The following is a 13,793-nucleotide window of genomic DNA, read 5'->3' as shown; positions in this document are numbered from 1 at the left end:
TTGTCGGCTTCCGCCCGCGCTGCTGTAATCGGCCTGCCCCTAACAATGACAGGACCTCCCCATGAAACGACTGGAAGGAAAAAGCGCCCTGGTGACCGGCGCCGCCCGCGGCATCGGGCGCACGTTTGCCCAGGCCTATATCAACGAAGGCGCGACGGTGGCGATTGCCGATATCGACCTCGAGCGTGCCAAAGCCACCGCCACTGAACTGGGCGACAGCGCCTTTGCGGTCAAGATGGACGTGACTGACCAGGCGTCAATCGATGGCGCCATCGACGCAGTCGTGGCCCGTGCGGGCAAGCTGGATATCCTGATCAACAACGCGGCCCTGTTCGACCTCGCGCCCGTCGTCGAAATCACGCGCCAGAGCTACGAACGGCTGTTTTCCATCAATGTCGCCGGCACGTTGTTCACCTTGCAGGCCGCCGCTCGGCAGATGATCAGCCAGGGCCACGGCGGCAAGATCATCAACATGGCAAGCCAGGCCGGCCGGCGCGGCGAGGCCCTGGTGGCGGTCTATTGTGCCTCCAAGGCTGCCGTGATCAGCCTGACCCAGTCCGCCGGGCTGGACTTGATCAAACACCGGATCAACGTCAACGCCATCGCCCCTGGCGTGGTGGACGGCGAACATTGGGACGGCGTCGACGCGCTGTTCGCGCGCCATGAGAACCTGCCGTTGGGAGAAAAGAAGCGGCTGGTCGGGCAACAGGTCCCGTATGGCCGGATGGGCACGGCCCAGGACCTGGTCGGCATGGCGATTTTCCTGGCGTCGGCGGAAAGCGAATACGTAGTGGCACAGACCTACAACGTCGACGGAGGCAACTGGATGAGCTGACGCGCTGGAAGTTTTATGGCCTTGAGACGACGAAAATGGACCTAATCGCCTGAAAATTGATCCGACTACTTGAGGATCGTCCCAAACGGTACCAAACGGTGCCGTTGCAAGGGATTTCAAGAGAGCGTGAATACCGTTGCCCCAGCGGGGCAAAAATTGCGCATCATAGGCGCCGTCCGCTCAAGGGAGATTTACATGCGTGCCATTTTTTCCGTCATGCGTCTTGCCGCGCTGTCGCTGGGACTGGCGTTTGCCACCAGCGCCGCAGCCACCGAGGAGACGCAACTGGTCGAGTCCATCAACCTCTACCGCAGCCAGTCCCAAAGCTGCGCGGGCCAGGCGTCCCTGGAATTGCCACCGCTGGCGATGGATTCGCGGTTGATCCTGTCGGCCAATGGCATCGGCGATCTGCAACAGGCGTTGGCGCGAGCAGCCTACCCGATGGTCAATGTGCAGGCCATCAGCCTGTCCGGGCCGCGCGACGCCCAAGCGGCAATGAAGGCTGTACAGGAAAGCTTCTGCCAAGTTGTGCTGGACCCACAATTTGTCGATATCGGCGTCAGTCGCCTGGACCGTGAGTGGCGCATCGTGCTCGCCCGCCCGCTGTTATCGGCGCGCCTGGGTGATTGGCAGGCCGAAGGGCAGAAATTGCTCAAACTGATCAACAGCGCCCGCGCACAGCCGCGCCGCTGCGGCACCGATGCGTTCAGCGCCACGACGCCGCTGGCCTGGAACGCCACGCTGGCCCTGGCCGCTGTCAATCACACCCGGGCCATGGCCAACAACAATTTCTTCGATCACAAGGACCGTGACGGACGCATGCCGGGCGATCGCGCTGAATTGGCGGGTTACCTGGGCCAGGCCATCGGCGAAAACATCGCCGCCGGCCAGGACACCGCGCTGAAGGTAGTGGACGGCTGGCTGGCAAGTCCGGGGCACTGCGCCAACCTGATGAATCCGCAATATCGCGAACTGGGCGCCGGGTATGCGGTGGACCCGAAGAGCGATGCGGGGATCTATTGGACGGCGATGTTTGGCACTCAGTAATTGTATTGATCGACCTTGCGCCTTCGCGAGCAGGGCTCGCTCCCACATGGATTGCGGTTTTCCCCTGTGGAAGCGAGCCTGCTCGCGAAGGCCGCGCATCGGCCCTCATTCCAGCCGCAATACCTGCCGCACATGCCCCATGAACTGGCTCAACGACGGTGACGGGGCTACTGGCTTGCGCTGCAGCAGGCCAATCGAACGTTTTGCCGGTTGATCGATGGCGGTGACGGCGCATTGCTCGCCGATGTTGAACACCGCCGTACAACTGGCCGGCAACAGCGAAAATCCCAGCCCTTCCCGCACCAAGGCCGTGGCGGTGCTCATATGCGCCACTTCCCAGGCGGGCAACGGATCGACATTCAGGTAACGCAACGCAGCGTCAGCCAACGGCCGGATACTGGTGTCCGGCGTCAGGGCGATATAAGGCTGCTGCGTCCAATCGCGTTGATGATCCTTGTGGCTCAGCAGCACAAGGTTGTCATCCAACAGGCGCTCGAAGCTCAAGCCAGACAGGTCGTCCGGCAGTGAACTGATGCCGGCATCCACCTCGCCACGCTGCACCCAGCCCATGATTTCCCCCGCTCGGCCATCCAGCAGATGCACGTTCACGCCCGGATGCTCACGCTGGAAAGAAGCGATGACCCCCGGCAGGAACGACGCGGCAGCGGTCGGCAACGCTGCGAGCCTGAGCGTGCCCCGGCTCAAGCTGAGGGTGTCGCGGGCGTCGCGCACGGCATCGTCCATGTCCCGAAGCATGCGCCGGGCCTGGGGCAGGAAATGCTCGCCGGCCGGGGTCAGCTCGACGCTGCGGGTGTTTCGCGCGAGCAATTGCAGGCCCATGCTCTCTTCGAGTTTGCGGATGCTGTAGCTCAGCGCCGGCTGGGACAGGTGCAGCTGTTCGGCGGTGCGGGTAAAGCTGGACGTTTCAGCGATCAGGATAAACGCACGCAGCTGGCGGAAGGATACGTTCATGGCCCGCTCATAAAATTATTGGATCAATTGATTCTACCTTTAAAATTCACAGAACAATCCAGCCTCTCCACTATAGGGCCACCCTTCAGTGGAAAACGGACATGACAAAAACAATTCTCGTCGGGTGTGGCGCCGGTTTCGCCAATGACCGGCCTGACGCGGCCCTGCGACTGGCCCAGGACCTGGCACAACGCAGCGGCCAGCGGTACATCATGCTCGAGCTGCTGGCGGAGCGGACCCTGGCCGAAGCGCAACTGCGCAAGCGCCTCGATCCACAGGCCGGTTATTCCGCCCGGTTGTTCGATTTTCTCGAGCCCATGCTGGACCTTTGCATCGAAGCCGGGATCCCGATCATCACCAACGGCGGCGCCGCCAACCCGAGGGCGGCCGCCCAGCGACTGCGCGGTGCATTGGCCGGTCGTTTCCCTGGGCTGAAAATTGCCTGCGTGCTCGGCGACGACCTGCTTGAAGAAACACCGCCGCGCTATGAGCGATGGCTGTCGTCCGATACTCAACAGCCTGTCTCCGTCAACGTCTACACCGGCGCCGACGGTATCGTCCAGGCGTTGACCGACGGTGCCGGCATCGTTCTTTGTGGCCGTGTCGCCGACCCTTCGCTGGCGGTAGGCGCGATCCGTCATGGGTTGGGTTGGAGCGCCGACGATTGGCAGAAAATCGCCGTCGCCACGGCGGCCGGCCATCTGTTGGAGTGCTGCACCCAGGTCACCGGCGGTTATTTTGCGCATCCCGGGATGAAAGACATTCCAGACCCGGTCAATCTCGGTTGTCCGATCGCCGAAATCCACGAGGACGGCCGCTTGATCCTGGGCAAGACCCGCCACAGCGGCGGCCGGGTCAGCGAGCAGACCGTGAAGGAGCAGCTTCTTTACGAAGTCCACGACCCTCGCCGCTACCTGACACCGGACGTTGTACTGGATCTGGGCGAAGCACGCGTGCAGGACCTGGGCAACGACCGTGTGGAAATCAGCGGCCTGCTCGGCCATCCGCGTCCTGACACGCTCAAAGGATTGGCGGGCGTGCGTGGCCTCTGGTTCGGCGAGGCGGAAATATCCTATGCCGGCCCCGGCGCCGTGGCGCGTGCGGCATTGGCGCGAGAAATCCTGCTGGAGCGTTTCGACCGGTTGGCGCCAGGCGTACAGCCCTGGATCGATCTTTCCGGCGTCGCCAGCCTGTTCAACGACCAGGGCGGTCGCTATCTGCAAAAGCAACTCGCCCAGGCACCAGCCCTCGAAGATGTGCGCGTGCGCATCGGCCTGACCCACACCGACCGGTCGTTGCTCGAAGTGCTGTTGGCCGAGGTGGAATCGCTCTACACCAACGGGCCAGCCGGCGGCGGTGGCGTTCGGCGACACCTCGTCGAGGCCATCACCACTCGCAGTTTCCTGCTGCCGCGCGGTGAAATCCATACAACCCTGGAGTGGTACTGATGAACCTCGTCACGCTCGCCGATTTTGCCCACGCCCGTGCCGGCGACAAAGGCAACATTCTCAGCATCGCGGTGTTTCCCCATGACGCGGCCCACTACGCTTGGTTGCTGCGGGAGCTGACCTGCGAACGGGTGGCCGAGCAATTCGCCACGCGGCGGCCTTCCATGGTGCAGCGCTATGAACTGCCGAACCTCAATGCACTGAATTTTGTCCTTGAAGACGCCCTGGAGGGCGGCGTGAACCGCAGTTGCGGCCTGGACCGCCACGGCAAGAGCTTGAGCTATCTGCTGTTGGCCCTGCACCTGCCAGGCCCGGGAGACTGATCGATCCTTCGCCCGCCCGAACCATCCGACAAGAATAAAAAGAGAGGCTGCAACATGATTACAACCCTGGGTTTTTTGATGATGCTTGCCATCATCGGACTGATATTGCTGCGCAGGATCAGCCCGGTGGTGGCGTTCACCACCCTTCCCGTGATCGTTTGTCTGCTCGCGGGGTTCAATCTCGGGCAGATTGGCGAATTCATCAAGGCCGGCCTGATCACGGTTGCGCCGACTGCCGCGCTCTTCCTGTTTGCCATCCTGTTCTTTGGCATCATGCGTGACCGGGGGTTGTTCGATCCTCTGGTCAACCTGCTGATCCGCAGCACGGGCGGCAAACCCCTGGCTGTGGCGTTGGTGACCGTATTGGTGACGTCGGTGGTGCACCTGGATGGCGTTGGCGCCGCCACGTTCCTGCTGACTATCCCGGCGCTGCTGCCCTTGTACAAACGCTTGAACATGAGCCCGGCGATGTTGCTGTGTCTGGTGGGCACCACGGCGGGCGTCATCAATATGGTGCCTTGGGGCGGCACGACCGCCCGCGCCGCCGCGGTGTCGGGCCTGGACGCCACCGAGCTGTGGCTGGGCTTGCTGCCGGTGCAGATGGTGGGCCTGGTGTGCATGCTCGGGGTGGCGACGGTATTAGGCCTGCGCGCCCAGCGTCGCCAACCGGTGTCGCTGGGGGCGGCCGCAACGTGTGATGTAGACGGTCTGCAAACCCAGGATCGCGAATTCAGTCTTTCTCCCCGGGAGCCGCGCTACTGGCTGAACGTGGCCCTGACCGGTGGCATCCTGGTGTGCCTGTTCACCGGTATTTTCCCTTTGTATGCGTGTTTCATGGTGGGACTGGGCATCGCCCTGCCGCTGAATTTCCCATCCCTGGACGCCCAGGCCGAACGCCTCAAGGCTCATGCATCCGATGCACTGCAGATGGTCCTGGTGATGATGGCTGCCGCCGTCCTGCTGGGCGTGCTCTCCGGCGCGAAGATGTCCGACGGCATGGCCTTGGCGCTGATCGATATCCTGCCCGCGGGTTCTGCCCAATACCTGCACGTGATCGTCGGCTTCTTCGGCGTGCCCCTGGGCATGATTTTTTCGCCGGACGCCTATTATTTCGCCCTGCTACCGGTGATCAGGGACGTGGCCGCCGCGGCCGGCGTTCCCCTCGAAGCGGTCGCCCGGGCCATGTTGATCGGCGAGAACACCGGGTTCTCCATCAGCCCGGTGGTGCCCAGCGTCTACCTGGCGCTTGCGTTGTCCGGCGTCGAACTGCGCAAGCACATGGCCTATACGTTTTTCTGGGCCTGGGGCGTCAGCCTGGTGATGCTCGCTTTCGCCGTGGCAACCGGCGCGGTACAGGTCTGAGTTTCAAGGGTGGGTCTGGAAGATCAACGACCGATGCACCCCGGAGCCCGCCCTCACCCCATCACCAACGGCCAGCGCGACCGAGCCGAACGGCATCGCCGCGTCGCCACAAGCAAACACCCCGGGAATGCTGGTTTCCCGGGTCATCGGGTCGGCCTGGATGAACGCCCCGAGCGGGCCTTCTTCAAAGTTGCAACCCAGGGATCTGGCGAGGGAACTGGCAACGCGGGTATGCGGCAAGACAAACAGGCCTTCAATGGCGATCACTCGCCCGCCCGCCAACACCACATTGGCCCGATCGCCTTCAATACGTTCGACACGTTCCGGCACCAAGGTCACACCGCGTTGCGCCAGGCTGTCCTGTTGCTCACGGTCAGGCTCGAACACACCATTGGTGAAAAACGTCGTCGGGCCCCAGTCGGGCAGCATCAAGGCATGGTGCAGCGACATCGGCGACGTCGCCAGCACACCAATCGGCCTCCGCTCCAATTCATAGCCATGACAGTACGGGCAATGGAAAACGTTTTTTCCCCAACGCTCCCTCAATCCTGGCACATCGGGCAACTCATCGATCACGCCGGTGGCGAGCAACAGGCGTTTGGCACTGTAGCGTTGTCCCCGGGCCGTTTCGACGACGAAGCCGTCCGCGTCGCGGGTGGCGTGGATCGCGCTATCCGACAGCCATTCCACGGTCGGGTAAGCCATGAGTTGGGCACGGGCGTCACTGGCAATGTCATCCGGGGCGCGGCCGTCCTGTCCTAGGAAACCATGGGAAGTCGCTGCAAACCGGTTGCGACGCTGGTCGGCGTCGATTACCAGCACCTTTTGACGGGCGCGGGCCAATTGGAGGCCAGCGGACAGGCCGGCGTAGCTGCCGCCAGCGATGATGATGTCGTGTTCCATGGGGCGATCTCCATTTTTCGAAGGAGTGGGATTTTCTCGAAACATCGTATGTTTCTTGAAAAGCGCCTGTCAATGGTCTCGTAACTTTTGCCATTACAGGCGATACTCCGCGCAGATTTACCTTCGGACCCGCCCATGAGAAACGACACCCGCCTATCACGCATGCTGCACGTCTTGATTCATATGGATCGCCACCAGCAATCGGCGACCTCCGACACCCTCGCCCAGATGCTGGGTACCAACCCGGTCGTGGTGCGCCGAACCATGGCGTTGCTCAAGGAACGGGGTTACGTCACTTCGGAGAAAGGCCATCGCGGTGGATGGAGCCTGGCTAAACCGTTGGCGGAGATGACGCTGCTGGACATTCATCAGGCGTTGGGCAGCACGTCGATTTTCGCCATCGGCCTGTCCACTGATCATCCGCAATGCCTGGTTGAACAAGCGGTGAATGCGGCGCTGACGGATGCGTTCGATGAGGCCCAGGCGTTGTTGCTTGAGCGTCTGGGCAGTATCACGTTGGCCCAGTTGGCGGAGGATTTTGATACGCGGTTTCGGGACGAGCCCAAGGTCGAGCGTCACCTCTGATTCCTGGCGCACGCACATAAAAAAGCGCCGCTCAATGAGCGGCGTTTTTTTACCTGACCAGACAGCGTCCGGTTTACAGCGCCATGTCAGCCGCTGGATTGGATTGCCGAGCAGCAGCCGGCTGGGCCGGAGCTACAACGGTGCCAGCCTTGCCGATAGCCGGTGGCGGGTCCAGTTGCAGCACTTCGCTGGTGTAGGCCCATTCCTGCGCAACACGCTCAGGGCTTTCGTTCAGCTTGGTGCCGTAGCTCGGTACGATCTGGCGCAGTTTTTCCTGCCAGGCCGGGGTGGCGACTTTGTCCTTGAAGACTTTTTCAAGCACGGTCAGCATGATCGGCGCAGCGGTCGAGGCACCTGGCGAGGCGCCCAGCAGGCCGGCGATGCTGCTATCCTGGGAAGCGACGACTTCAGTGCCGAGTTTCAGCACGCCGCCCTTCTCTTCGTCACGCTTGATGATCTGCACGCGCTGGCCGGCTTGCCACAGGCGCCAGTCTTCCTGCTTGGCGTCCGGGAAATACTCTTTCAGAGCATTGAAGCGGTCTTCGTCCGACAGCATCAGCTGACCGGCGAGGTATTCCACCAGCGGGTACTGTTCGATACCGACCTTGGTCATCGGCCACACGTTGTGGGTCGTGGTGCTGGTCAGCAGGTCAAAGTACGAACCGTTCTTCAGGAACTTGGTGGAGAACGTCGCGAACGGGCCAAACAGGATCACGCGCTTGCCATCAAGCACGCGGGTGTCCAGGTGCGGCACCGACATCGGCGGCGCGCCAACCGAAGCCTTGCCGTAGGCCTTGGCCAGGTGCAGCTGAGCGATGGTCGGGTTTTCGGTCACAAGGAACGAACCACCCACCGGGAAACCGGCGTATTCACGGGCTTCTGGAATGTCAGCCTTCTGCAGCAGGTGCAGCGCGCCGCCACCGGCACCGATGAACACGAACTTGGCGTCGGTCTCGGTTTCGGTCCCGTCTTTGAGGTTCTTGTACGAAACGCGCCAGGTGCCGTCTTCGTTGCGGGTGATGTCTTCCACTTCGCTGGAAAGCTTGAGGGAGAAGTTCGGCTTGGATTGCAGGTGAGCTGCGAATTGACGGGTGATTTCGCCGAAGTTCACGTCGGTACCCAGCGGACTCCAGGTGGCCGCGACTTTCTGGCTCGGGTCACGCCCTTGCATCATCAGCGGAACCCATTTACTGATCTGCGCCGGATCCTCGGAGTACTGCATGCCGGCGAACAGCGGGCTGGCCTGGAGCGCGTCGTAGCGCTTCTTCAGGAACGCGATGTTGTCATCACCCCAGACGAAGCTCATGTGCGGCGTGGAGTTGATGAACGAGCGCGGGTTCTTCAGCACACCGTTCTTGACCTGCCAGGACCAGAACTGACGGGAGATCTGGAACGCTTCGTTGATCTCGATGGCCTTGACGATCTCGACCTTACCGTTCTTGTCTTCCGGCGTGTAGTTCAGCTCGGCCAGCGCGGAGTGACCGGTACCGGCGTTGTTCCAGCCGTTGGAGCTTTCTTCGGCAACACCGTCCAGGCGCTCGATCATTTCCATGGTCCAGCCCGGCTCCAGCTCATTGAGCCAGACGCCGAGGGTCGAACTCATGATGCCGCCACCAATGAGCAAGACATCCACTTTTTTCGGCTCGGCGGCGTGCGTGGTCGCAAGACCCATCGCCATCGCCAGGCCCAATAGCGCCGTGTGTGTTTTCTTCAACATGTGTGTATCCCTAGGATGGAACGCCATTCCGTCCTCCGATTTTGTTCAAGCATCAACCACACCCCATTGCGGCAAGGCCGGCGGGCGGGTATCGAGTGGACTGGAGGATGGACCTACAGGGGCCGAGCATATCGGCCTCACATTTATGTCTCTCCGGCGCTGACTTCTTGTAGGTCTTGGCTTCAGCTGGGTGAGGGACACTGCAAAACGGTCTGGATCGGGCCCGGCGTGGCCGTGCCCGATTGTCGCAGCGGGGGGAGTTTACAGAATGAACCAAACAGACCGAAGCGTATTTTTACATTTCAGGCAAAAACGCCGACCAAATGGCGGCGTTTTAATGGCTCGGTTGCGTCCCGCAAATATCGCGGTTTCGCCAAATCAGAGGTACTTGAGGAGCGAGATATCGCGACGGCGTTGTTTCAAGGCGGCGAACCAACGTGTTGGAAAAAACAGCACGACGGCCAGCATAACGCTCCACAACCAGACCATTGGCAAGTGATCGAAGCCGAAATACGCGCCCTGGTTGGTTCCCCACAAGGCGACCGCAACCAGGTACATGGCCTTCAGCACGTAGAGGTGCAGCAAGTAGAAAAACATCGGCGCGCCGCCGTAGATCGCCAGTTTCGCGATGCTCCCCCGCTCCTGGGCTTTTTCGAACAGGGCCAGCAGGATCAAGCCCAGCCCCAGCGTCGGCATGAGAAACATCAACGACGGCGGATATTTCGTCGCACTCATGAAACTCATGAATGTGCGCAACCCATCACCGGTCTGGACCCAGGGTTTATCACCGTAGACATTGACATAGCGGATCAACGCGAAGGCGATCAATAAGCCAAGGCCGACCATGAACAACCGCCGCAGGCGCACGGCGGGCTCCACGTCCTTGGCGAACCATGGCCCGATACCCCAACCCAGCAGGATCACGCCAATCCATGGCAGCACCGGATAGGTGGTGCGGGCCCGGGTGAACTCGGTGATGTCGATGAACGCCCGCTGGTGAAGAATCGACCACGGCACGAAAAACGGTGAATCCGGCCCGAGCACGATACCGTCCAGCAGGTTGTGCCCAGCGACGATGGCGACCCCAAGCACAATCAGCCAGCTGCGCTTGAAATGCAGCAGCGCCGCCAGGACGATCATGCAGATCCCGATGCACCAGATCACCTGCAACCACAGCGTCTTCGGCGGAAACTCGGCGTTCCACGCGAAACACACGAACGTCAGTTCCAGAAACACCAGGAACAGACCGCGCTTGAGCAGGAACACCGAGGTCTGGCCGGCGGTGTGTTTCTGGCTGTAGAGCCATGCCGACAAACCGGTAAGGAAGATGAACACCGGCGCGCACAGCGTGCTGAGCAAACGGGTGAAAAACAGGTCCGGGGTCACGCTCAGGGCATCGATCGGATCAGTGACCTGACGATGCAGAAGAAACGTTTCGCGCACATGGTCCACCAGCATCAACAACATGACGAATCCCCTCAGGGCGTCGATGGCGAGCAAGCGTGTGGCGGCTGTTGCGGTGGTGGATGCAAGGGTCGGCGCGATGACAGCGGCTGGGCTTGTCGCGCTTGGGGATAGACTCATGGCGGTACTCGGGCGGTCGTGGTCCGGACAAGGCAGATGAGAATACCTGCCAAATGAAAGCGGATAACATAACACGAATACCTGCAAATGCCTCGTTCTTGTGGGAGCGAGCCTGCTCGCCAAAGCGGCTTGTCAGCCCCATCATTTCCGTTGACCCAGCGGCCACGGGGATCTGTGTACGGCGGCCTATGCGAGCAACTGGCTCAACACCGCCCGCAACTTTCCAGGCTTGACCGGTTTGTTCAGCAGCGGCGCGTTCAGTTTGCGCAAGGCGCGGCGGCATTGGTCGCTGCGGTCGGCAGTGATGATCACGGCGGGAATCGCCCGCTGGAAATGCTCGCGCAGATGCCTGACCACCTCGCAGCCGACCACACCATGATCAAGGTGGAAATCCGCCAGGATCAGTTCCGGGGCACGGCCCCGCAGGACGTCGAGGGCAGCGGCTTGATCGGTGGCGGTCAGCACTTCACAACCCCACTGTTCCAGCAGCGCCGCCATGCTTTGCAGAATGCTCACTTCGTTATCGATGACCAACAGCCTTCGACCCGGCAGCGGATTGCCTGCCACTGGCTGGACCGGGACCTGGGACATGGGCAGCGGCCGCTCGGCCGACAGCGGCACGTCGATGCTGAACACCGAGCCGCGTCCCGGCCGCGAACGCACCTGCACCCGATAACCGAGGATATGGGCAATGCGTTCGACGATCGCCAGTCCCAGGCCCACGCCCTTGCGATCCGCCGCACGACCGACGTCCAGTTGGTTGAACTCCAGGAAGATCGACTCCAGGCAATCGGCGGCAATGCCTCGCCCCGTGTCCCAGACTTCCAGACGCAACCGCCCTCCCCGACGCCGAGCCGCCAGCAGGATGCCGCCCTGGTCGGTGTATCGGCAGGCGTTGCTGAGCAGGTTGCGCAGGATGCGAGTGATCAATCGCAGATCCGTCAGTACCGCGTCATCGGCAAACCGCACGCGCAATTCCAGGCCCGCGGCACCGGCCACCGATTGGAACTCGGACACCAGCGGCGCGAGTAGCTCATCCACTCGATAAGGCGCCAGGTCCGGCCTGACAGCAGCTTGATCCAGGCGGGAGATGTCCAGCAGGTCAGTGAGCAAATCCTCGGCGCCTTCGAGCGCCTGGTGGGTCCGCTCCACCAGTACGTGTTCCGGGGCGGGCAGTTGCCGCTCGCGCAACGTCGCAATCAGCAAGCGCGCGGCGTTGAGTGGTTGCAGCAGGTCATGGCTGGCGGCGGCCAGGTATTTGTCCTTGCTGCGGTTGGCCGCCTGGGCGGCGTCCCGGGCATCTCGCAGCTGTTGCTCGACCAGCTCGCGCTGGGCAATTTGCTGCTGCAGGTTGTGATTGGCCTCCAGCAACGCATCGGTGCGTTCGGCCACCCGTTGTTCCAGTTGATCATTGAGCTGTTGAAGGTGCCGTCGGGCCTGCTCCAGCTCATCGAGGCGCGCCGCCAGTTCAGGGTAGTGGCTTTTGCGTGTCGAGTGGTTGCCCAGCCCCAGCAAGCCTGCCAGGGCTTTTTGCTGCTCCTCAGAGGGCTTCGCCATAGACGACCTCGACATCCCGCTGGCTCGACTCTCGAGGGTTGGTGAGGATGCACGGATCGTCCATCGCATGTTGCGACAAGAATGGAATGTCCGACGTGCTGACGCCATGCAGTCCGAGGGTTTCATGGAAGCCGATGGTGTGCTTGAGAGCGATCAGGTGCTCCACCAACCGGGTGCGGATCTGCCGATGGTTGAGGCCCCGGCAATCGATGCCCAGGGTCTCGGCAATCACTTTGAAACGCTCCGGTGCCGAGGTGTAGTTGAACGCCACCACATGTTCCACCAACACTGCGTTGCACAACCCATGGGGCAGATCGAGGAAGCCACCCAGGCTGTGGGACATCGCATGCACGGCGCCGAGGATCGCATTGGAAAATGCCAACCCGGCCTGCATGCTGCCGAGCATGATCTTTTCCCGCAGGGCGACGTCCGCCGGGTTGGCGATCATCTGCACCAGGTTGTTGTTGATCAGCCGCATTGCCTCCAGGGCATGGGGATCGGTCAGCGGCCCGTGACCCGTGGAGACGAACGCCTCGATGGCGTGCACCAGGGCGTCGATACCGGTACAGGCGGACAGGAACGGGTCCATGCTCAGGGTGGTTTCCGGGTCGATCAGCGACACGTCCGGCACCGCCGCCTTGCTGACGATGGAAAACTTCATGCGTTCCTGCTGATTGGAAATAATGACGAACTGCGAGACGTCGGCCGAGGTGCCGGCGGTGGTGGGAATCAGGATCAGCGGCGGGCTGGGCACGTGCAGCGTATCCACGCCTTCGAATTCAAGGATGCTGCGGCCATGGGCAACCACGATCCCGATCGCCTTGCCACAGTCCATGGGGCTGCCGCCACCGACCGCGACGATGACGTCGCAATGGTTCTCGCGGTACGTCTCGGCACCGAGCATCACTTCCTCGACCCGTGGGTTGGGCGAGACGTCGCTGTAGAGGCAGTAATCGATGCCCTGGGCTTGCAGGCTGGCTTCTACATCGCCGACCCAACCGGCGGCGATGACCCCGGGATCAGTCACCACCAACACCTTGCGCGCGCCGAAGGTCTTGGCGTAGTTGCCGACGTTGTGCCGACATCCTGCGCCGAACATGATTTCAGGGGAAACGAACTTGCGCAGCGGGCTGAGGCTCATTTTTTCAGGGGGGCTCATCGGTAAGCCTGTTGTTATTGTCATGGGATACGTTGAGCCTAAAGCATCCCGCCATGAATGCAATCCGACCAATGGGGAGCCCGGCCCGAACGCATCAGGCCGGGCCGGCGCCTCATCGGTTGGCGAAGTACATCGTCACTTCAAAGCCGATACGCAGGTCGGTGTACGCGGGTTTAGTCCACATGGGTCTTTCCTCTTCTTGTACCGGGCGATTCCGGCAGGTTCATTAATGCACGGGGCGACCAGGGCTCGAATGCTACTTTCGAAGCGGTGGGTGGGGTGCGTTGGTACTACTGGAGCA

13 protein-coding genes are annotated in these 13,793 nt (G+C 61.8%); 6 read left to right on the top strand and 7 right to left on the bottom strand.

The genetic code is table 11. From position 1 onward, the window contains the following. Positions 1-61: 61 nt before the first annotated feature. Positions 62-835 (top strand): L-iditol 2-dehydrogenase, encoded by a 774-nt coding sequence (locus tag J3Q04_RS12615; RefSeq protein WP_434605761.1) that lies wholly within the window; start codon positions 62-64, stop codon positions 833-835. 195 nt (positions 836-1,030) lie between these two features. Beyond that, on the top strand, positions 1,031-1,882 hold the full coding sequence (locus J3Q04_RS12610) for a CAP domain-containing protein (RefSeq protein WP_420763905.1): 852 nt from the start codon (positions 1,031-1,033) through the stop codon (positions 1,880-1,882). 105 nt (positions 1,883-1,987) lie between these two features. Here the strand turns inward: J3Q04_RS12610 and J3Q04_RS12605 are convergent, their stop codons facing one another. Next, entirely contained in the window at positions 1,988-2,854 is an 867-nt protein-coding gene (locus J3Q04_RS12605; protein WP_434605763.1) for a LysR family transcriptional regulator, read from the bottom strand. Between the two features lie 101 nt (positions 2,855-2,955). Here J3Q04_RS12605 and J3Q04_RS12600 point away from each other — a divergent pair, with 101 nt between their 5' ends. The 3 genes from J3Q04_RS12600 to J3Q04_RS12590 are packed head-to-tail and all read left to right on the top strand — an operon-like array spanning position 2,956 to position 5,987. Beyond that, positions 2,956-4,302 (top strand): acyclic terpene utilization AtuA family protein, encoded by a 1,347-nt coding sequence (locus J3Q04_RS12600; protein ID WP_434605765.1) that lies wholly within the window; start codon positions 2,956-2,958, stop codon positions 4,300-4,302. Next, positions 4,302-4,625, top strand: coding sequence for an AtuA-related protein (locus tag J3Q04_RS12595; protein WP_434605767.1), 324 nt, complete (start codon positions 4,302-4,304; stop codon positions 4,623-4,625). The genes J3Q04_RS12600 and J3Q04_RS12595 overlap by 1 nt, the downstream gene beginning before the upstream one ends. 54 nt (positions 4,626-4,679) lie before the next feature. Continuing rightward, a complete protein-coding gene (locus J3Q04_RS12590) occupies positions 4,680-5,987 on the top strand; it encodes a CitMHS family transporter (RefSeq protein WP_434605769.1) in 1,308 nt (435 codons plus the stop codon). A 3-nt stretch (positions 5,988-5,990) separates the two neighbouring features. On the opposite strand, the gene J3Q04_RS12585 is transcribed toward J3Q04_RS12590, so the two are convergent. Then, positions 5,991-6,890 (bottom strand): NAD(P)/FAD-dependent oxidoreductase, encoded by a 900-nt coding sequence (locus tag J3Q04_RS12585; RefSeq protein ID WP_434605771.1) that lies wholly within the window; start codon positions 6,888-6,890, stop codon positions 5,991-5,993. A 135-nt stretch (positions 6,891-7,025) separates the two neighbouring features. Between J3Q04_RS12585 and J3Q04_RS12580 the strand changes: the two genes are divergently transcribed. Continuing rightward, the gene (locus J3Q04_RS12580; protein WP_434605773.1) at positions 7,026-7,475 is read left to right on the top strand and encodes an Rrf2 family transcriptional regulator; all 450 of its coding nucleotides are present in this window, start codon (positions 7,026-7,028) and stop codon (positions 7,473-7,475) included. A 73-nt stretch (positions 7,476-7,548) separates the two neighbouring features. Here the strand turns inward: J3Q04_RS12580 and mqo are convergent, their stop codons facing one another. The 5 genes from mqo to pqqA form a co-directional block, all read right to left on the bottom strand. Beyond that, entirely contained in the window at positions 7,549-9,192 is a 1,644-nt protein-coding gene (gene mqo / locus J3Q04_RS12575; protein ID WP_434605775.1) for a malate dehydrogenase (quinone), read from the bottom strand. 378 nt (positions 9,193-9,570) lie between these two features. Beyond that, complete coding sequence (locus J3Q04_RS12570; protein WP_434558872.1) at positions 9,571-10,776, bottom strand: DUF1624 domain-containing protein; 1,206 nt, start codon at positions 10,774-10,776, stop codon at positions 9,571-9,573. 186 nt (positions 10,777-10,962) lie between these two features. After that, positions 10,963-12,333 carry an ATP-binding response regulator gene (locus J3Q04_RS12565; RefSeq protein ID WP_434558874.1) on the bottom strand — a complete coding sequence of 457 codons (1,371 nt, stop codon included), beginning with the start codon at positions 12,331-12,333 and terminating at the stop codon, positions 10,963-10,965. Beyond that, the gene (ercA, locus tag J3Q04_RS12560; protein ID WP_420764037.1) at positions 12,317-13,474 is read right to left on the bottom strand and encodes an alcohol dehydrogenase-like regulatory protein ErcA; all 1,158 of its coding nucleotides are present in this window, start codon (positions 13,472-13,474) and stop codon (positions 12,317-12,319) included. The genes J3Q04_RS12565 and ercA overlap by 17 nt, the downstream gene beginning before the upstream one ends. Before the next feature lie 130 nt (positions 13,475-13,604). Further along, positions 13,605-13,676 carry a pyrroloquinoline quinone precursor peptide PqqA gene (gene pqqA / locus J3Q04_RS12555; RefSeq protein WP_003243383.1) on the bottom strand — a complete coding sequence of 24 codons (72 nt, stop codon included), beginning with the start codon at positions 13,674-13,676 and terminating at the stop codon, positions 13,605-13,607. Positions 13,677-13,793: the final 117 nt, after the last annotated feature.

Source organism: Pseudomonas sp. D4-21 (assembly GCF_051132125.1).
Taxonomy (GTDB): Bacteria; Pseudomonadota; Gammaproteobacteria; order Pseudomonadales; family Pseudomonadaceae; genus Aquipseudomonas.
Note: the sequence above shows the minus strand (reverse complement) of the source record. Positions and strands in the feature narration are given on the sequence as shown.

Bases quoted from the DNA above. Each gene is read 5' to 3' on its own strand.
- J3Q04_RS12570 (WP_434558872.1), bottom strand. From the start codon at position 10,776: ATGAGTCTATCCCCAAGCGCGACAAGCCCAGCCGCTGTCATCGCGCCG.
- J3Q04_RS12615 (WP_434605761.1), top strand. From the start codon at position 62: ATGAAACGACTGGAAGGAAAAAGCGCCCTGGTGACCGGCGCCGCCCGC.
- J3Q04_RS12585 (WP_434605771.1), bottom strand. From the start codon at position 6,890: ATGGAACACGACATCATCATCGCTGGCGGCAGCTACGCCGGCCTGTCC.
- J3Q04_RS12580 (WP_434605773.1), top strand. From the start codon at position 7,026: ATGAGAAACGACACCCGCCTATCACGCATGCTGCACGTCTTGATTCAT.
- mqo (WP_434605775.1), bottom strand. From the start codon at position 9,192: ATGTTGAAGAAAACACACACGGCGCTATTGGGCCTGGCGATGGCGATG.
- J3Q04_RS12605 (WP_434605763.1), bottom strand. From the start codon at position 2,854: ATGAACGTATCCTTCCGCCAGCTGCGTGCGTTTATCCTGATCGCTGAA.
- J3Q04_RS12600 (WP_434605765.1), top strand. From the start codon at position 2,956: ATGACAAAAACAATTCTCGTCGGGTGTGGCGCCGGTTTCGCCAATGAC.
- J3Q04_RS12595 (WP_434605767.1), top strand. From the start codon at position 4,302: ATGAACCTCGTCACGCTCGCCGATTTTGCCCACGCCCGTGCCGGCGAC.
- J3Q04_RS12610 (WP_420763905.1), top strand. From the start codon at position 1,031: ATGCGTGCCATTTTTTCCGTCATGCGTCTTGCCGCGCTGTCGCTGGGA.
- ercA (WP_420764037.1), bottom strand. From the start codon at position 13,474: ATGAGCCTCAGCCCGCTGCGCAAGTTCGTTTCCCCTGAAATCATGTTC.
- J3Q04_RS12590 (WP_434605769.1), top strand. From the start codon at position 4,680: ATGATTACAACCCTGGGTTTTTTGATGATGCTTGCCATCATCGGACTG.
- J3Q04_RS12565 (WP_434558874.1), bottom strand. From the start codon at position 12,333: ATGGCGAAGCCCTCTGAGGAGCAGCAAAAAGCCCTGGCAGGCTTGCTG.